Below are 17,834 nucleotides of genomic sequence, written 5' to 3'. Positions count from 1 at the left end.
ATGGTCGACGCCCCTGAAACCGATATCGCCGTGGTCGGTGCCGGCATCGTCGGCGTGGCCTGCGCCCTGCAACTGGCCCGCCAGGGCCGTCGGGTGCTGCTGCTCGACCAGCAGGCACCCGGCCATGGCGCGTCCTATGGCAACGCCGGGCACCTGGCCACCGAGCAGGTGTTCCCGATCGCCGACCTGTCGATCCTCAAGCGCCTGCCGCGCATGCTGCTCGACCCGATGGGCCCGTTGCGCCTGGACTGGAAGTACCTGCCCAAGGCCATGCCGTGGTTCACCCGGCTGCTGCTCAACCTGCGCCCGGCACCGTTCCAGCGCAGCGTGGCCGGTATCCGGGCGCTGAACGAAGGCAGCCTGGGAGCCTGGCAGCGCTTGCTCGGCTCGATCGGGCGCAGCGAGCTGTTCAAGGAAGATGGCTCGTTGCTGGTGTTCGAACGGCCCGAGTCGCGCCAGGCGCTGCAGGCCTTGCAGGCGCGCATGCAGCAGCAGAACGTGGCGGTGGATTACTGGTCGGCAGACACCGTGCGCGAGGCAGCACCGCAGCTGAACCCTGCGCTGCTGGGGGGGTTGTTCTTCCCGCATACCGGGCACTTCATCGATCCGTACCGGGTGGTCTGCGCGCTGTTCGAGGCAGCCAAGGCCAGCGGCGTGCGTTTCGTCCAGGCGCGGGTTGCGGGTGGGCAATTGCACGGCGACGGCGTCAGCCTGGCCAGTGACCAGGGGACGTTCAAGGCGCGCCAGGTGCTGCTCAGTTGCGGCGCGCATTCTGCGCAGCTTACGGCCGCGCTCACCGGCAAACGCGTACCGCTGGATACCGAGCGCGGCTATCACCTGATGCTGCCGCAGGAGCAGCAACGCCTGCCGTTTGCGGTCACCTCGCTGGAGCGCAAGTTCATCATGACGCCCATGGCTGACGGGCTACGCCTGGCCGGCACGGTGGAGTTCGCCGGGCTCGATGCGCCACCTAGCATGCAGCGAGCGTGGCAGTTGCACCGGTTGAGCAAGGGGTTGTTCCAGCAGGAGTTGAGTGCTGAAGGCGCGACGCCGTGGATGGGCTTCAGGCCATCGTTGCCCGACTCGTTGCCGGTGATCGACCGGGTGTGTGATGGGCGGGTGCTGCTGGCGTTTGGGCATCAGCATCTGGGTTTGACCCAGGCGGCGGTGACGGCGGAATGGGTGGGGCGCTTGGCTAAACAAGCCGACGTCCGCGAAATGGGGGCTTATCGCCTGGATCGCTTCTGATCGACCTCGTACAGGGGCACGCTCAGCATTCATGGGTGCTGAGGATCGTGCCCCAACGATTGCAGGAACAGCGAAAACAACTCCGGCTGCGACGAGATATCGAGCTTGGTATACAAGTGCCGGCGATGGACCTTGATCGTCTCCGGTGAAATCGCCAGGCGCTCGGCCATGGCCTTCGAGGAGAACCCGCGCAATATCAACCTGGCAATCTCCAGCTCGCGCTCGGACAACACGCCCGCGCCAAACTGGCTCAGGGCATCACGCACCTGCACCGCCACTGGCTCGTCCTGCGCCAGCAAGCGTGTGCTGGCGGCTTGCCAATGCTGCTGCATCAGCGCCAGTACCCACGGGCAGATCATCGCCAGCAAGCCGCACTGCTCGGCATCGAATGCCTGCCCGCGGCCCAGCGACAAGCTCAGCGCCCCCTGGCCCGGGAGCTGCAGGATGAACTGCACCTCGTCCGTCAGGACATGCGCCTGGAACCAGCTGAGGTAGTACTCGCTCTGGTGAAAGTGATCCGGCGCCAGCTCATCCAGCCGATACAAACCACTGCCCACACCCTCCTGGCAGGCCAGGTAGAACGGGTCGAGCTGGTACAGCCCGCTCAGGTACAGGGACATTGCCACCGGCCCTGCCTGCGGCGTTGCATCGTGCTCTTCCAGTACCACCGGCGTACCGCTGACGGGGTAGTGCGCCGCGAGAGCGTTATCGAACGGCAACCAGCGATGCAGCAACAGGATCAGTTGCTTCCAGAAGCGTGGCTGACCGATCTGTTCAATGGTGCGGCCGAGATTGGCATGCATGCCGACTTCATGAAAAACGTTGTGCACCGTGTCGGCTCCCCTGAGAAGGTCATGCGATTTCCCGCCTTTGCTACGCCCACGTCAAGGGGCGTAACCCCAAATGGTAATTGGCTGCGCCCTGCCCCACGCCTAGATTGCAGCCCATGCAGCACCCCATCCGCAGGGTGTTCGCGGGTTCCGTCACTGCCTCAATCCCCAATAACAATTCGAGGAGAACGACATGCACGACAGTGCGCTCAAGCCCAGCCTGGGCATGCTCGATGTGGTCGCAATCACCGTTTCGGCGGTTACCCCGGCCAGTTCCGTGTTCGTGATTGCGCCATTCGCCATTGCCCAGGCCGGCAGCGGCGCGGTGCTGGCCTTCGTGCTGGCGGCAGTGCTGGCGCTGATGTTCGCCTGGTGCTATGCCGAACTGGGCCGTGCCCACAGCTCTGCCGGCGGCGAATATGTGTATGCCAAGCGGGTGTTCGGCGGCATGGCCGGCTATGCCACCTTCCTCACGGTGCTGGTCTCGCTGTTGTTCATTCCACCGGTGCTGGCCACCGGGGCCGCCACCTATCTGAACAACGCCCTTGGTACAGCCTTCGATACCCAGGCCGTGGCCCTGGCGATCGTCGCCGGCAGCTATGCCCTCGGCACCCTCAACATCCGCCTCAACGCCTGGGTCACGGGCGTGTTCCTGTTGTGCGAAATGGCTGCTGTGCTGGTCATCGTAGCGCTGGGCCTGGGTAACGTGAGCCAGCCGCTGAGCGTGTTGATCACGCCCCAGCATATCGACCACGGGCTACTCAGCGCCGCCCCCTGGGCACTGGTGTTCGCCTCGATCGGCACGGCGCTGTTTGCCTACAACGGCTTCGGCGCCGCCGTGGTGCTGGCCGAAGACATGAAAGACGGCGGCCGCAGTACCCATCGGGCGGTGCTCTGGTCACTGGCTTTGGTGGTGGCCATCGAGCTGGTGCCCATCTGCGCGCTGTTGCTGGGCGCGCCCTCGCTGGAAGCAATGCTGGCCAGCAGCGACCCGATTGGCTACCTGCTCAACGCCCACGGTAACCCGATGCTGTCACGGCTGGTGAGCGCTGGCATTTTCCTTTCGGTATTCAATGCCATCATCGCCATCGTCATCCAGTCCGGCCGGGTGATCTTCAGCAGCGGCCGCGATCAATTGTGGACGCCAACGCTGAACCGCCTGTTCACCCGTATCCACCCGCGCTGGGATTCGCCTTGGCTGGCCACCTTGCTGCTGGCCATACCGTCTGCCGCTCTGAGCTTCAGCTCCAACCTGGAAGAAATGACCTCCTTCACCGTGCTGCTACTTCTGATGGTGTACCTGGCGGTAGCGCTGTGCGGTCTGTTCAGCCGGGTGCTGCGCAGCGACCGCGAACACCCCTATCGCATGCCCCTGTGGCCGTTGCCCGCGTTGCTGGCGGTGGTTGGCGCAGGTTACCTGCTGCTCAGCGGCCTGCTTGGCGCGCCCCTGCGCGACATCCTCATCATCCTCATGCTGCTGGCCGTTTCGGTGATGCTCTACAGCACCTACGGCAAGTTCAGCCCAGCCTTCCAGAAACTCTGACCCACAGGAGTCCCTATGCGCGCTCGTCAACTTGGTATCACCCTGGGCCTTGGCCAACCGGGTGAATTCAACGCCATCACCGATGTACCCGGCATCCGCGTCGGCCACAGCACCATGATTACCAACAGTGCCGACAAACAGGTGCGTACCGGGGTGACGGTGATCCAGCCGCGCCCGCTGGCGGCCCGCCTGGCGCCTTGCTTTGCCGGGGTCCACGTGCTCAATGGCAACGGTGATGCCACCGGCCTCGAGTGGATTCGCGAAGCCGGCCTGTTGACCACCCCGATTGCCATCACCAATACCCACAGTGTCGGGGTAGTGCGCGATGCGCTGATCGCTGCAGAACGCGACACCCTGGGCGACCCGTCAGTGTACTGGTGCATGCCCGTGGTACTGGAGACCTACGATGGCCTGCTCAATGATATCTGGGGCCAGCATGTAGGGCCCGATCAGGTGAACGAAGCGCTGGCACGCGCCGAATCCGGGCCGGTTGCCGAAGGTGCGGTGGGTGGTGGGACCGGCATGATCTGCCATGAATTCAAGGGTGGTATTGGCACTGCTTCACGGCGCCTTCCTCCTGACCAGGGCGGCTGGACGGTGGGGGTGTTGTTACAGGCCAACCACGGCCAGCGACAGGAGCTGCGGGTCGATGGCTACCCGGTCGGCCGGGTGCTCGACGATATCCCCTCGCCCTTCGCCGAACGTGGCGAACCCGGCATGGGCTCGATCGTGGTGATCATTGCCACCGATGCGCCGTTGCTCCCCCACCAGTGCCAGCGTCTGGCGCAGCGGGCATCGATCGGTATCGCCCGGACCGGGGGCGGTACCGAGGATGCCAGTGGCGACCTGTTCGTGGCGTTCTCCACCGCCGACCAGCAACTGCCGCCTGCAGCGTATGGGCGCAAAGGGGTACCCTTCAGCCAGCCGGTGCAGATGCTTGCCAACGACCACATCACGCCGCTGTTCATGGCGGCGGCAGAGGCGGTGGAAGAAGCGATCGTCAACGCGCTGGTTGCTGGTAAAGACATGCGGACAGCGGAGGGGGTGCTGGTGCCGGGGCTGGATGGGCAACGCTTGCTGAGCGCAATGCGCAAGGTTGGCTGGCGCTGCGGTAGGTAACTGGCGCCCCACAGGTACCGCAGTGCCTGTGGGGCCAGCTCATGGCTCAGCGATAGCGCTCGAGCCAGTGTGCATACGGCGCCGGCAAGGTCCAGGAGGCCTTGTCCACGCCCAACTCCTTCGCCGCGAAGTACGCCCAGTGCGGATCGGCCAGGTGCGCACGCCCCACCGACACCAGGTCCAGCTGGTTGGCCTGCAATGCCTCCTCGGCCAGTTGCGGCGTACCAAAGCCCCACGCCGAGGTCACCGGCAAGCCCGCCTCACGACGCACACGCTCGGCAATCGGCCCCATGAATGCCGGGCCCCACGGGATGTTGGTGTCGGGGATGGTGAAGCCCACGCTGACGCTCAGCAGGTCCAGCCCGCCAGCCTTGAACCGGCGCGCCAGTTCGATCGACTCTTCCAGGGTCTGCTCGTCGCGGCCGTCATACTCCAGCACCCCAAAGCGGGCGGTCAGTGGCAGGTTTTCCGGCCACACCTCACGCACGGCGGCCAGGGTTTCCAGGAGGAAGCGGCTGCGGTTGTCGAAGCTGCCACCGTAGGCATCGGTGCGCTGGTTGGAATGCTCGGAGAAGAAGCTCTGCCCCAGGTAGCCATGGGCGAAGTGCAGCTCGATCCACTCGAAGCCGGCATCACGCGCACGGCGCGCGGCATCGACGAAATCCTGTTTGACCCGGGCGATGTCGTCCAGGGTCATCTCGCGCGGCACTTTCGGCAAGTGCGCGCCGAAGGCGATGGCCGACGGGGCGATGGTGTCCCAGCCATTGGCATCGTCAGCCGCGATGTGGTCATCGCCTTCCCATGGGCGGTTGGCGCTGGCCTTGCGCCCGGCGTGGGCAATCTGGATGCCCGGCACCGAGCCTGCCGCCTTGATCGCCTGCACCACCGGCACGAAGGCCTGGGCATGGGCGTCGCTCCAGATCCCGGCACAACCGGGGGTGATGCGCCCTTCCGGCGCCACGGCGGTGGCCTCGACCACCAGCAGGCCGGCACCGCCACGGGCCAGGCCGGCCAGGTGCACATGGTGCCAGTCGTTGATCATGCCGTCCTCGGCCATGTACTGGCACATCGGCGGGATGGCGATGCGGTTGCGCAAAGTGACATCTTTGAGGGTGTAAGGTTGGAACAGGGCAGACATGGGCAAGCTCCTGGCTTATCTGAATACGATAGTTCGATCATAATCGAACTATGGCAATTAGTGAAACCCCCGTTATCATGTTGGCCATGCGAGCCTACCAACACCCCAACCCTGAAGACCTGATTCTCGAGCGTGTGCTCTATGCACTGAGCGACCCGGTGCGCCTGGGCATCGTCCGCCACCTGGCCGGCGTGGCCGAGGCCAGCTGCGGCGAGCTCGATGGCGGGCGGCCGAAGTCGAGCATGTCGCACCATTTTCGCGTGTTGCGTGATGCGGGGTTGGTGCACACCCGCAATGTCGGGACCACCCACATGAATTCGCTGCGCAGCGAGATGCTGGGCGAGCGCTTTCCCGGGTTGCTGGACTGCATCTTGAGGCAGAACTGATTTCAGCCTGTACCGGCTGCGCCTCGGCCAGATGATGAACACACAGTAGTTGTGCACGCCAACTGCGAGTTTTCGATCAATGCATTTTCAGCTGAAGACGCAAAGCCACGGGTCTCCCGCGGCGTCTGGCCCTGTCCGACTCAGGCGCTGATGGCGTCCAAGCTGCGCAGCGGGGTGGGTACCGCGCCGAACAGCGGGAACTCTTCTTCGATGATCCAGGGCTCTTTCATGACCAGGTACACATCGAGAAAATCGGAGAAGCCAGGCCAGATGAACAGGTCATTGGCCTCGGCAACGGCACGCGACAGCACGCCCACGCCACCAAAGCTCTTGATCATGGAAACACTGACGATCTCGCTGCCGGAATGAAACACGGTTGTAGCGTCCAGCATACCGGGCCGGCGCTCGGCGAAGCGGGAAAAGATCGAATGATAGGGGCACTCGGGCAACGGTTTGATCACCGCGCAGGGCGCTGAACGGTCATTGCTGGACGACGAGGCAACGACTTCGATGCGCAACCCCTTGAGCGGCACCGAATGATAGTTTTCCGGAACGCTGTCGCCCAGCACCACCACCATGTCCGCTTCGTCCTTGGCCAGCTTGGTCAGGTTGTCGGGCGATTCCGAGCAACTGAAGATCGGGCTGTAGCCTGACAACTTGCTGACCACCCCGCCCATGATCTGCTGGTTGATTTCCATGGACAGCGTGCTGTTCAAGGCAACGCGCAAAGGCAGGCGCTGATTGCGGCTCTGGCGCAACTGATTGATCTTCAGCTGCATGCGCTCGGAAGAACGTACGATTTCCAGAACATGCGGCAGGATGCCCACGCCTTCCTGGGTCAGCGATACCCCTTTGTTGGTGCGGTCGAACAACTTGAAGCCGCAATGGTCTTCGAGCTTTTTCAACTGAGCGGCCAAGGCCTGGACCGTGACGTGAACCTGTTCGGCCGCATCGGTGATCGACCCCGTTCGGGCCACGTTCACGATGTTTTTGAGCACCTTGATGTCCATTCAATCTCCCCTCCCGATCCTTTGACGCAGACCGTCAAACACGGCAAGAGGATAACGCACAAGGCACTGCACTGTCTGCACGCTTACGGTGCACGCCGGCCGGGTAGCAAGCAACGCTTGAGGCACCTCAAAAAAAAGTGAAGTTTCGGCGCGCAAACCAACTGTTAGATTTTTGCCAGTTTTTAGATAACAAGAGATGGCCATGCTGACACTGAACAAAAACATCGCTACTGCCCTGCGACAAAACAAGACAGTCAATGTCATGGGCAGCGATTATGCCCTGACCGGGGGGTTCAAAGAGTTTGTCGAGTTTTCCAAAAGTTGGGAAACCATGGGCGTCGACCGTTATTACGGTCAGGCTGACAAGGGCACGCGTTACCGCCGTTACAGTGACTTCGACTTCAACCCGGTCACCGGTGAACTGTGCCAACTCAATCACCGTGCCTACGAACAATCCGAGGCGCACAACAACTACGTCGGCGGTATGGCGCGTCATTTCGATGACATTTCCGCCGACGTCTTCAACTCGCCGATACTACGGGCACTGATTCGGCTGGATTTCGACGTGTACAAGGCCGTGCTGCCAGAAGAACTGCACACGGTCACCTGGCAGTGCCAGGTTCACCAGATTCGTATCGAAATCAAACCCGGGGCGCAGATCGAAATTACTCCCGAAGGTATTCACTGCGACGGTTATCCGTTCAGCGGCGTGCACTTCTGGGGCCGCCACAACGTCGAGGGTGCCACCAGCAACATCTACGACAAACAATCGAATGTGATCGACTCCGGCACTTACCTGAATATTCTCGACACCACTTACTTCCTCGATCGTGAACTGCAGCACTACGTGACGCCGGCCACCAACCCCAGCAACGCTGAAATGGGCTACCGGCAGATCATCGCCATTTCCTTCTCTCGGCCGGGTAGCGAGCATGACATTATCGACTAGTTGCATCGGCACGGCGCCGAAACTGTTCCCGGCCGAACACATCAATGGCCTGAGCATCAAGAAAGCCACTCCTTTCCATGCTCGCAAGATCGTCGACTTCTTCCGCCGTTTCGAAGAAACCTCGTTCTGCGACTGGCAGGACGAAGGCCTGCTCAAAGGCCTGCTCGGCACCGAGCACACCTATTGCTACGTGGCCGAGAACCAGACCGGGGCCATCGTCGGCGCGGTCGCGGGGGGCCTGATGGGGACACGGGGTACCATCAACCACATGGCAGTGGCGCCGGACTATCGCCAGAGCAGGATTGGCACCTCATTGGCCAATTCGATTCTCAGCGATTTCCGCCAGCACGGCATTCGTCGGGTGTTTCTGTTCGTCGAGCATGACAACACCAACGCACTGAGCTTCTGGCAGAAACAAGGCTTCCTGCAAACCCGGGGTGAAATTACCTGCGAGGTCGACCTGTGACCTCGTCGGTGCTGCTATCCACCTCGCGCAAGGAGAGCCTGGTCGACGCCCTGCCGATCGTTACCGGCTATTTCGTCGTCAGCTTCGTGTTTGGTGTCATGTGCATCAATGCCGGCCTGCCCTTGTGGCTGCCGGCCGCCATGTGCCTGTTCGTCTATGCCGGGGCGGCGCAGTTTGCCGCACTGGCACTGATGACCAGCAGCGCGCCGCTGATCACCATTGCCTTGTCGACCTTGCTGATCAATTCGCGGCACATGCTGATGGCGATGTACATGTCCAAACGCAGCGCGCAACTGCCGATCAGCAAGCCGCAGAAGTTGCTGTACGCATTCGGCCTGACCGATGAGTCCTTTGCCTTTCACAGCCAACGCCTGGAGAACGGCAGGCCGACCTCCCCTGGCTATCTGCTGCAGTTCAATACCTATTGCCATGCCAGCTGGATCGCCGGCGCGGTGTTTGGCGCGGTGGCCTCGGATGCGTTGAACCGGTTTTCCCAGTTCAAGCTGGACTATGCCCTGACGGCCATGATGATCTTTGTGCTGATTTCGCTGTGCAGCACCTTCAACAAGGCCGTCATCGCCCTGGTGGTGATCGTCACCACCTGCCTGCTGAACATGTTTGCACCCTCGCCCTTGAACGTATTCATCGCAACCGCCGTTGGCTGTGGAGCAGGGTTATGCCTGAAAAGAACTACCTGATCGCAGCGGTGATGCTGATGGCTGCCATCACCTACCTGACCCGCGCGACACCGTTTCTGCTGAAGATGGAGAAGTCCCCCAAGTGGTTCAATGACGTCATTGAATACCTGCCGGTGGCAATCATCGCCAGCATCACCGTACCCGCATTGCTGGTGGCCAAGGATGGCTCGCTGATCGGCCTGAGTGCCGACCTGCTAGCCGCGATTCCGGTGATCATCATCGCCTACTGGTCGAGGAGCCTGATCTACAGCGTGTGTGCCGGCGTCGCCGGGCACGTGGCGATCACGCTGCTGGCTTGAGGCCCGGAATTGAGAAGGAAACCGTTATGAGCCTTGCCCGCCGGAAAGTCACCCTGACCAACCTGAGTGAATTTTCCCGCCTGATGCCCCAGGTTCCACGTGACCGGGTGATCGATGAAATGGCTGACCTGTCGCTGGAATGCTCGCTGGCCTATGCCTTGAGCAAGACGTTTTTGCGCGATGGCTGGATCGCCGAATATCGCCATCTGCATGCGGCCGCACACTTGAGCCCGGGCAGCGACCTGCTGCTGTTCGCCACCTCGGGAGGCTTGAAGCTGGAAATGCCCGATGGCACGGAACTGCACGTCACCCACGGCGACCAGGTAGTGCTCAGGGCCGCCACCGAGGCGAAGGTGTTTCCCGTCAGTGACGAGGGGGACGTGAGTTTCCTGGCGCTGGCGGTGGACCTCGACCTGACCGAGGTGCTGCAGGAACTTGCCGTCGACAGCGACCTGCCAAAACACCCATGAAAAAAGCCACGGGGGTCACCCGTGGCTTTCTCGAACCCACATCGCCTGATCAGAGCGCCATGTCGTTTGCCGGCTTGCTTTCAACCGGTTTGCTCGGCGCAACGGTGGTACCGACGCTTTCGTCGATCACCGGTGGCTTCTCCAGCTGCAGCACTTCAGCGGTGTAGTTCCACTCTTTCTGGGTGGCCGCTGCCGAGTCGTTCAGCTTGGTGCCGTAGCTCGGTACGATTTCCTTGATCTTGGCCTGCCACTCAGGGGTGGCGACCTTTTCCTTGAACACGGTTTCCAGCACGTTCAGCATGATCGGCGCAGCCGTCGAAGCACCTGGCGAGGCGCCCAGCAGGCCGGCGATGGTGCGGTCCTGGGAAGCCACCACTTCGGTGCCCAGCTTCAGCACGCCGCCCTTCTCTGCGTCACGCTTGATGATCTGCACGCGCTGACCGGCCTGCCACAGTTTCCAGTCTTCCTTCTTGGCGTTCGGGAAGTAGGTGCGCAGCGCGTCGAAGCGGTCGTCATCCGACAGCATCAGCTGGCCAGCGAGGTACTCGACCAGCGGGTACTGGTCGATACCGACCTTGGTCATCGGCCACACGTTGTGGGTGGTGGTGCTGCTCAGCAGGTCCAGGTACGAACCGTTCTTCAGGAACTTGGTCGAGAAGGTGGCGAATGGGCCAAACAGGATCACGCGCTTGCCGTCCAGCACGCGGGTGTCCAGGTGCGGTACCGACATGGGTGGCGCGCCGGTCGAGGCGATGCCGTAGGCCTTGGCCATGTGCTGCATGGCCACGGTCGGGTTCTCGGTCACCAGGAACGAGCCGCCCACCGGGAAGCCTGCGTATTCCTTGGCTTCAGGAATGCCCGACTTCTGCAGCAGCTTCAGCGCGCCGCCGCCGGCACCGATGAACAGGAACTTGGCGTCGGTGGCCGACTTGGTACCGTCCTTGAGGTTCTTGTACTCGACGTGCCAGGAGCCGTCTTCGTTGCGGGTGATGTCCTGTACTTCGCTGGACAGCTTCAGGTCGAAGCCTTTCTGGGTCTGCAGGTGGCCGACGAACTGGCGGGTGATTTCGCCGAAGTTGACGTCGGTGCCGATGGGCGTCCAGGTGACCGCCAGCTTCTGGTTCGGGTCACGGCCTTCCATCATCAGCGGGACCCACTTGGCGATCTGGGCGTGGTCCTCGGAGTACTGCATCGGGCGGAACAGCGGGCTGGCCTGCAGCGCGTCGTAACGCTTCTTGAGGAACTTGATGTTGTCATCGCCCCAGACGAAGCTCATGTGCGGGGTGGTGTTGATGAACGAGTGCGGGTTCTTCAGCACGCCCTGGCGGACCTGCCACGACCAGAACTGGCGGGAGATCTGGAAGGCTTCGTTGATTTCGATGGCCTTGGAGATGTTGACGTTGCCGTCTTTGTCTTCCGGGGTGTAGTTCAGCTCGGCCAGCGCAGAGTGGCCAGTACCGGCGTTGTTCCAGCCGTTGGAGCTTTCTTCGGCGACGCCGTCCAGGCGCTCGACCATTTCCATCGACCAGCTTGGCTCCAGCTCGTGCAGCCACACGGCCAGGGTGGAGCTCATGATGCCGCCGCCGACCAGCAGCACATCGACTTTCTTGGTTTCTGCGGCGTGCGCTTGCATGAAGCTCGCAGCGACAGCCAGACCCAGCAAGGTCTTGCCAGCTTTCTTGAACATTGATCAATTCCAGTCAGTAGAACGGAGGGTGGGCCTGTGGCTGGCCCAAAGTGTTCCATGTTCTTCAGCGCAGGTTTGTTATTGATGATTGTTCAGCAGCCAGAGAACCAGAAAACGACTCAGGCTTTTGTCGAATTGACCGACAGGGCTGAATCGTTTCGCCGATTGTAACCGAAATGCCAGCACAAACAAATTGGCGGACGGGGGTCAACGCGACGGGTTGTCTCAGCGGGAGTCAGGCTTTTCGGAAACCCTTCAGCCAACAAAAACCCCCGGCCATCTGCATGACCGGGGGCTTCGGATCAGGCCGCTAGCGGCGAGATCTGGGGATCACCAGGCTTACTGCTGCTGAGGCAGTTTATCGATCGGGCCGCAGCCACCGATGACCTTGGAGATGGAAACCGAAGGGTGGAACAGGTAGTCGTACGAGCAGTTTTTCTGCTGGTTGTAGACTTGGCCAGTGCAGCCCGACAGCAGGGCAACGCCGGATACGACAGCAACGGCGACAGTGGCCTTGAACAGCTTTTTCATACTAAGTCCTTTAAATGCTTCATCTTCGGCCATCTTTCTGATGGCGGCGGGATGATACAGAACCCAGGCGTTGGATCCAAGTCGCAGAAAGCCATCGACGAAATACGCCGTGCCCGTGAACTCCCTCACATCGACGGGCCACCCGCGTGCTGAAAACGTGAACCCCTCAGCGCGGGGCGTTTGCGTTGAGCTGCCACGCCTCTATACCTGAATGCGCAACACGCCATTTCGGCACTCACTCAGTCATCAAGGAGCTTTGCATGGAAGCCTATTTCGCACTGACCACCCACGACAACGCCCCAGAGTTCATCTTCCAGTTGACCAACCCGGAACGCATCGAACAGGCGCGGCGCATTCTGTCCGGAGACGAAAAGAACCAGATCCACGTACATGGCCGCCTGATCAAGCGCCAGCAACCCTACAACCCGCGCTGGAGCTTCTACCTGGACCCGGACACCATCAACTTCTTCGAAGTGGCGATCGAAGTATGTGACGCCACCACCCAGTATGTGGAGGATCACCTCGACGAAGCCGGCGGCGCGTTCCTGCCGGGCGGCCATTGGTGCCCATGGTCGTCCAAGCTGACCCGCGAAGTCACTGATCTGCGGGAACTGAAAGCCGGCTGAATTCAACGGCCTCTGTGGGCCTGACGGGCAGGTGCAAAGCGCTGTAGTCTACGAGACTGCCTTCGCACTGCCCAACAGGAGTTCCCCCATGCTCGGCGTCACCGACTACGGCGCGTTCGTCATCGCCTTCATCATCGTCCTGGCCATCCCCGGCCCGGGCAACTTTGCACTGATCACCGCCACCGGCAAGGGCGGCATCCAGGCGGGCATGGCAGCGACCTGCGGGGTGATCCTGGGTGACCAGGTGCTGTTGTGGCTGGCCGTCGCCGGCGTCGCCACCCTGCTGGCCGCCTACCCCGCCGCCTTCCACGTGGTGCAATGGGCCGGCGCCGCCTACCTGGCCTACCTGGGCCTGCGCATGCTGCTGAGCAAACCCGGCGGCGCCCCCCGCGCCAGCCGCATGGACAGCGGCCACTACCTGCGCCAGACCATGATGATCACCTTGCTCAACCCCAAGGCGATCATGTTCTACATGGCCTTCTTCCCGCTGTTCGTCGACCCGGTGAAGCACCAGGGGCTGGTGACCTTCGGCTTCCTCGCCGCGACGGTGGCAGTGGTGACCTTCCTGTATGGGTTGATTGCCGTGGTGCTGACGCATCTGCTGGCCGAGCGCATGCGCGCCAACCTACGGATTGCCAATATGTTCGAGCGGTTGGCCGGGGCTTGCCTGGTCGGGTTCGGCATCAAGCTGGCAGCGATGCGCTGAGACCAGCCGTTCATGTGCTGATCCAAAGGACAATCAAGGGTTCGGATACGCAGAATGTGGCACAATGCCATTAATGGGAAGTGGAATCTTCTCATCTGCGTATGTAACCCATCGAAAGGACTGTCCATGCTCACCCGCTTGAAGATGCTCGCCGTAGCCACCGGTTTTGCTGTTATGACTGGTTGCGCATCCGTACCGATGGAGTCGGCCGAAGCTGATGCCGCGCTCAAGACCTTCGCCGCACCGCCTGCCGACCAGGCCGGGCTGTACATCTATCGCGACAGCTTCGCCGGCAAAGGCCTGAAGAAGTCGGTCACGGTGGACGGCAAGGTGATTGGCGAAACCGCGAACAAAGTGTACTTCCACAAACTGATCACCCCGGGCAGCCACCAGATCGGCACCGAATCGGAGTTCAGCGACAACGTGATCGACCTGATGGCCGTAGCTGGCAAGAACTACTACGTGCGCCAGTCGATCAAGGTGGGCGTGTTCGTCGGTGGCGCGAAGCTGGAAGTGGTCCCGGAAGCCGAAGGCCAGGCCGACCTGCAGAAGTGCACGCTGGCAACCTCGCTGTAAGCAAGGCAGCAGAAAAACAGCCCCTGGAAACTGATGGTTCCCAGGGGCTTTTTTATTGCGTGAAGGATAGTAAAACCAAACGCTTCGAGGCATCCCGTTTCCTTGACAGCCCGGAAACCATCGCAGCGTTTTTGGCAGAAGCAATGAAAACCAATGATGCGCAGATTCTGATGCACGCCTTGGGAGAGGTTGCAAAAGCCAGAGGCGTTAACCAGTTTGCCCAGGATGCAGGGGTGAACCGCGAGTCGCTTTATAAAGCGCTCAAAGGAGGCGACAAGACGCGCTTCGCCACCGTCCAGAAGCTGATGCTCGCTTTGGGTGTGGAGCTAACCGTAAAGCCGCTCGAGAAAATGCCTGCCACTTGAAATACGCGCCTGACCATCTGGATTGGCAGCACCAAAGCAATGCCCCCCCGCACTGTCCGCCTGAATACCAAAGAGAATCACCCTGCAGGCCACACCTTCCCCAATTCTGGCGTTAAGCCCCCCAAAACCGGGTTGCCGTTTTCACAAACAATTTAGATCCAAATAACATTTTTACAATTAGAAACAGTTTTTCGAGGCTCTGCACACCAATTCAGCTATGGCACAACACGTGCTTTGACCATTACGGCTCAAGGAACGCCTCTTGCGTGCATGTCCGGAACCGGCCAGAACATCGCCACTCGAGATCGTCGGAAATTCCGTACTCCGGTATTTCAGGTCGAGCTGTCTATTCGATATCCGTATCGCTCCGTAGTTGTTGCACAAGCCGTGCAACTTGAGCCTGACCGTCGGTAGGTCGAATGCTTGCAAAGAGGCTGGCAGCATTTCGGAGACCATTATGAGCATATCTGCAGGAGTCAAAACTTCAGCCGTAGCGCCCACCCAATCGCGGCTCAGCACGCTCTTCGCCCGCCCCACACTGCTTGCCGGGGCTGTAGTCGCTGCCATGGCATTGAGTATTGCCGGGCCTGGCGACGCCTGGGCCAAGGGTGGGACTGACAAGCCAGTCAAGGGGACGCCATCCCCCTTCACTACGCCTACGCTACCTGACCCGATCTTTGTCGATCCCTTGGCCATTCACGGCTTCGACATCACCGGGTTCATTCAGGACATGACCGTCGACAGCAGCAACAGCAACTGCCCGAATACCAGTAGCCCGGACCGTTTGGGCGGTACGGTCGTCGTCAACGGCACAACCATTACTGTGCCCTGCAACTCGGTCATCCAGATGCCCGCCAATACACTTACCTGGGCGGACTTCGTACACGGCGGCCCGCTGGGCCTTAAACAACTACCGGCCACTTACCCTTCATTTGAAGTGCATGTTGTCGGCAACACCGTCGCGGGTAAACAAATTGCCGGGTTGATCTTTGTCTCCCAGCAATCGGCCCAGGTCGGCAGTGGTTATATCAGCAGGATTGACCAGACCACCGGGAACATAGAAGTAACCAGTACCAACTCGCCGCAACCGACCGTCTTGCAGATCAACGACCCCAGCGGGCGTTTCGGTCGGGCCCAGAGCCCCGACGCGCGCTTCTCGGTGGATGACGCCAACCCGACCATTCACGCGGCCACGGGTTACCCGATGTGCGTGCCGCGTACCGGTGACGACCCGCTCTGCCCACAGAAAAACCGGCCTAAAGTGGTGACACCGACCACCACCAACAACTGCCGCAACTTTGCCCAGGCTGGCGTGGCGTTGCCTGCGTCAGGTGAATTGACACCCCCGAAGGCAGGCCAGTTGTATTGCAGCCAGTTCGTCATGAAGCGCTTCAGTGACCCGACCCGGACCGCTACCGACCCGGACCCGACGCAACAAGTACCCTTTGAAGTCGGCGACTTCATCAGCTACTCCGGCACGCTGTTCAAATCGACCACCGCCGGTGTGCCGGACTTCATTTCCGCCCACACCATCGAGGCCAACCTCGGCATCTACACCCAGCCGGGCTCGCAGCCCAGCTATCTGGCCATTGGCGAATTCGGCGTCGGCACCGCTGACCCGGCCGCGGTCGCAGTCAACGGTGCAGCTCAGGAAACCCAGGACCGCATCTTCCTCGAAGCCGAGACCACCGACGTCAAGACCCCGGTGGACATCTACCTGATCGATGTCGACCCTGCCACCGGCGTGCAACGCAACCGCTGGATCACGCCGTTTGAAATGACCGGGGAATGCGACCCTGCCAGCGTGCTGGCGGCTACCTGTGCCGGCGCTTCAGGCGGAATCACCACGCAAAACGTTGGCCCACAGCCACAACGCGCACGGTTGCGTGCGTCCAAGGCACCGACCGGCCTGCTCAGCCAGCCAACCCGTACCTTGCGGGTGGTCGCTCGCTCACTGTGCGTACCCACCAACACCCTCCCGCAACCCGGGGTCGATAGCTGCCTGCAAAACGCCGGCCGCCTGACCGTCGCCAACGGCCTGACTGCCGGGCAGTACGTGGCCCCGGTGTTCGAGTTCATCTTCCCGGAAAACGTCAAGCCAGGGGACGAGATTGTGCCCAATGATTTCTGGCACCTGGCGTTCCTGCGCAACGGCGAAGGCAGCACCACCCCGACCGGGGTTGGCGCGCTGGAACCAACGCCTTGGTGAGTTGAAACGCAGATAAAACGCTAGAAACGAAAAAGCCCCGCAGACGTTAATCTGCGGGGCTTGATCTTGTATGGCGGAGAGATAGGGATTTGAACCCTAGGTACTGTTGCCAGTACAACGGATTTCGAATCCGTCCCGTTCGACCACTCCGGCATCTCTCCAATGCCGCGCATCATACCAGCGTTTTCTTGAAACGCAAATCTTTTTTCAAAAAAAATCGCGTGGTATCAGGCGCTTGCGTGAACGCGCAGCTTACAGCGGCACGCCCAGGCGCTTGGCAACTTCTTCGTAGGCTTCGATCACGTCGCCCAGACCCTGGCGGAAGCGGTCCTTGTCCATCTTCTTGCGGGTTTCTTTGTCCCACAGGCGGCAGCCGTCCGGGCTGAACTCGTCACCCAGGACGATCTGGCCGTGGAAGACACCGAACTCCAGCTTGAAGTCGACCAGCAGCAGGCCGGCGTCATCGAACAGCTTGCTCAGCACTTCGTTGACCTTCAGCGACAGCTTCTTCATTTCGACCAGCTGCTCGGCGGTGCCCCAGCCGAAGGCGACAACGTGGGACTCGTTGATGAACGGGTCACCCTTCTCGTCGTTCTTCAGGAACAGCTCGAAGGTGGACGGCTCCAGCTTGATGCCCTCCTCCACGCCCAGGCGCTTGACCAGGCTGCCGGCGGCGTAGTTGCGCACCACGCACTCGACCGGGATCATGTCCAGCTTCTTCACCAGGCACTCGTTGTCGCCCAGCAGCTTGTCGAATTGAGTCGGCACGCCGGCTTCTTCGAGCTTCTGCATGATGAAGGCGTTGAACTTGTTGTTCACCATGCCTTTACGGTCGAGCTGTTCGATGCGCTTGCCGTCGAACGCCGAAGTGTCGTTACGGAACAGCAGGATCAAGCGGTCGGCGTCGTCGGTCTTGTAAACCGATTTGGCCTTGCCGCGGTAGAGTTCTTCGCGTTTTTCCATGATTGGGCTCCGCTT

At 61.2% G+C, this 17,834-nt stretch carries 20 protein-coding genes and 1 tRNA gene; 14 read left to right on the top strand and 7 right to left on the bottom strand.

The window, feature by feature from the left end:
* Positions 1 to 1,248 (top strand): FAD-dependent oxidoreductase, encoded by a 1,248-nt coding sequence (locus tag ABE528_RS13465; RefSeq protein WP_346653224.1) that lies wholly within the window; start codon positions 1 to 3, stop codon positions 1,246 to 1,248.
* Positions 1,249 to 1,277: 29 nt separating this feature from the next.
* Here ABE528_RS13465 and ABE528_RS13460 read toward each other — a convergent pair whose 3' ends face one another.
* Positions 1,278 to 2,078, bottom strand: coding sequence for a helix-turn-helix transcriptional regulator (locus ABE528_RS13460; protein ID WP_346653223.1), 801 nt, complete (start codon positions 2,076 to 2,078; stop codon positions 1,278 to 1,280).
* A gap of 193 nt (positions 2,079 to 2,271) precedes the next feature.
* On the opposite strand from ABE528_RS13460, the gene ABE528_RS13455 reads away from it, so the two are divergent.
* Positions 2,272 to 3,621 carry an APC family permease gene (locus tag ABE528_RS13455; protein WP_346653222.1) on the top strand — a complete coding sequence of 450 codons (1,350 nt, stop codon included), beginning with the start codon at positions 2,272 to 2,274 and terminating at the stop codon, positions 3,619 to 3,621.
* Positions 3,622 to 3,636: 15 nt separating this feature from the next.
* Positions 3,637 to 4,740: a P1 family peptidase gene (locus ABE528_RS13450; RefSeq protein ID WP_346653221.1), complete on the top strand. Its 1,104-nt coding sequence runs from the start codon at positions 3,637 to 3,639 to the stop codon at positions 4,738 to 4,740.
* A 46-nt stretch (positions 4,741 to 4,786) separates the two neighbouring features.
* Here ABE528_RS13450 and xenA read toward each other — a convergent pair whose 3' ends face one another.
* Positions 4,787 to 5,878, bottom strand: coding sequence for a xenobiotic reductase XenA (gene xenA, locus ABE528_RS13445; protein WP_152954023.1), 1,092 nt, complete (start codon positions 5,876 to 5,878; stop codon positions 4,787 to 4,789).
* A 50-nt stretch (positions 5,879 to 5,928) separates the two neighbouring features.
* Between xenA and ABE528_RS13440 the strand changes: the two genes are divergently transcribed.
* On the top strand, positions 5,929 to 6,264 hold the full coding sequence (locus ABE528_RS13440; protein ID WP_346653220.1) for a helix-turn-helix domain-containing protein: 336 nt from the start codon (positions 5,929 to 5,931) through the stop codon (positions 6,262 to 6,264).
* 140 nt (positions 6,265 to 6,404) lie between these two features.
* On the opposite strand, the gene ABE528_RS13435 is transcribed toward ABE528_RS13440, so the two are convergent.
* Positions 6,405 to 7,274, bottom strand: a complete 870-nt coding sequence (locus ABE528_RS13435) for a LysR family transcriptional regulator (RefSeq protein WP_152954025.1) — start codon at positions 7,272 to 7,274, stop codon at positions 6,405 to 6,407.
* 202 nt (positions 7,275 to 7,476) lie between these two features.
* Between ABE528_RS13435 and ABE528_RS13430 the strand changes: the two genes are divergently transcribed.
* Genes ABE528_RS13430 through ABE528_RS13410 form a run of 5 tightly spaced genes read left to right on the top strand, consistent with a single transcriptional unit; the run spans position 7,477 to position 10,156 of the window.
* The gene (locus ABE528_RS13430) at positions 7,477 to 8,223 is read left to right on the top strand and encodes a 2OG-Fe dioxygenase family protein (protein ID WP_152954026.1); all 747 of its coding nucleotides are present in this window, start codon (positions 7,477 to 7,479) and stop codon (positions 8,221 to 8,223) included.
* On the top strand, positions 8,207 to 8,689 hold the full coding sequence (locus ABE528_RS13425) for an N-acetyltransferase (RefSeq protein WP_152954027.1): 483 nt from the start codon (positions 8,207 to 8,209) through the stop codon (positions 8,687 to 8,689). Before ABE528_RS13430 ends, ABE528_RS13425 begins: the two co-directional genes overlap by 17 nt.
* Entirely contained in the window at positions 8,686 to 9,387 is a 702-nt protein-coding gene (locus tag ABE528_RS13420; RefSeq protein ID WP_346653219.1) for an AzlC family ABC transporter permease, read from the top strand. The genes ABE528_RS13425 and ABE528_RS13420 overlap by 4 nt, the downstream gene beginning before the upstream one ends.
* Entirely contained in the window at positions 9,366 to 9,686 is a 321-nt protein-coding gene (locus tag ABE528_RS13415; RefSeq protein ID WP_346653218.1) for an AzlD domain-containing protein, read from the top strand. Before ABE528_RS13420 ends, ABE528_RS13415 begins: the two co-directional genes overlap by 22 nt.
* Before the next feature lie 26 nt (positions 9,687 to 9,712).
* Positions 9,713 to 10,156: a hypothetical protein gene (locus ABE528_RS13410; protein ID WP_346653217.1), complete on the top strand. Its 444-nt coding sequence runs from the start codon at positions 9,713 to 9,715 to the stop codon at positions 10,154 to 10,156.
* 49 nt (positions 10,157 to 10,205) lie between these two features.
* Here the strand turns inward: ABE528_RS13410 and mqo are convergent, their stop codons facing one another.
* Complete coding sequence (mqo, locus tag ABE528_RS13405) at positions 10,206 to 11,843, bottom strand: malate dehydrogenase (quinone) (RefSeq protein WP_152954030.1); 1,638 nt, start codon at positions 11,841 to 11,843, stop codon at positions 10,206 to 10,208.
* Positions 11,844 to 12,182: 339 nt separating this feature from the next.
* Entirely contained in the window at positions 12,183 to 12,374 is a 192-nt protein-coding gene (locus tag ABE528_RS13400; protein WP_027918621.1) for a DUF4223 family protein, read from the bottom strand.
* 260 nt (positions 12,375 to 12,634) lie between these two features.
* Between ABE528_RS13400 and ABE528_RS13395 the strand changes: the two genes are divergently transcribed.
* From ABE528_RS13395 to ABE528_RS13375, 5 genes are all read left to right on the top strand, one after another.
* Positions 12,635 to 13,000: a hypothetical protein gene (locus tag ABE528_RS13395; RefSeq protein WP_346653216.1), complete on the top strand. Its 366-nt coding sequence runs from the start codon at positions 12,635 to 12,637 to the stop codon at positions 12,998 to 13,000.
* A gap of 88 nt (positions 13,001 to 13,088) precedes the next feature.
* Complete coding sequence (locus ABE528_RS13390; RefSeq protein WP_346653215.1) at positions 13,089 to 13,706, top strand: LysE family transporter; 618 nt, start codon at positions 13,089 to 13,091, stop codon at positions 13,704 to 13,706.
* A gap of 126 nt (positions 13,707 to 13,832) precedes the next feature.
* The gene (locus ABE528_RS13385) at positions 13,833 to 14,282 is read left to right on the top strand and encodes a DUF2846 domain-containing protein (protein ID WP_346653214.1); all 450 of its coding nucleotides are present in this window, start codon (positions 13,833 to 13,835) and stop codon (positions 14,280 to 14,282) included.
* Between the two features lie 23 nt (positions 14,283 to 14,305).
* Positions 14,306 to 14,647, top strand: coding sequence for an addiction module antidote protein (locus tag ABE528_RS13380; RefSeq protein WP_346653280.1), 342 nt, complete (start codon positions 14,306 to 14,308; stop codon positions 14,645 to 14,647).
* A 565-nt stretch (positions 14,648 to 15,212) separates the two neighbouring features.
* The gene (locus ABE528_RS13375; RefSeq protein ID WP_346653213.1) at positions 15,213 to 16,856 is read left to right on the top strand and encodes a hypothetical protein; all 1,644 of its coding nucleotides are present in this window, start codon (positions 15,213 to 15,215) and stop codon (positions 16,854 to 16,856) included.
* 71 nt (positions 16,857 to 16,927) lie between these two features.
* Here ABE528_RS13375 and ABE528_RS13370 read toward each other — a convergent pair.
* Positions 16,928 to 17,017, bottom strand: a tRNA-Ser gene (locus tag ABE528_RS13370).
* Between the two features lie 91 nt (positions 17,018 to 17,108).
* The gene (gene purC, locus ABE528_RS13365; protein ID WP_003254733.1) at positions 17,109 to 17,819 is read right to left on the bottom strand and encodes a phosphoribosylaminoimidazolesuccinocarboxamide synthase; all 711 of its coding nucleotides are present in this window, start codon (positions 17,817 to 17,819) and stop codon (positions 17,109 to 17,111) included.
* Between the last annotated feature and the right edge of the window lie 15 nt (positions 17,820 to 17,834).

The sequence above is a fragment of the Pseudomonas sp. TWI628 genome, assembly GCF_039673865.1.
Taxonomy (GTDB): domain Bacteria; phylum Pseudomonadota; class Gammaproteobacteria; order Pseudomonadales; family Pseudomonadaceae; genus Aquipseudomonas.
Note: the sequence above shows the minus strand (reverse complement) of the source record. Positions and strands in the feature narration are given on the sequence as shown.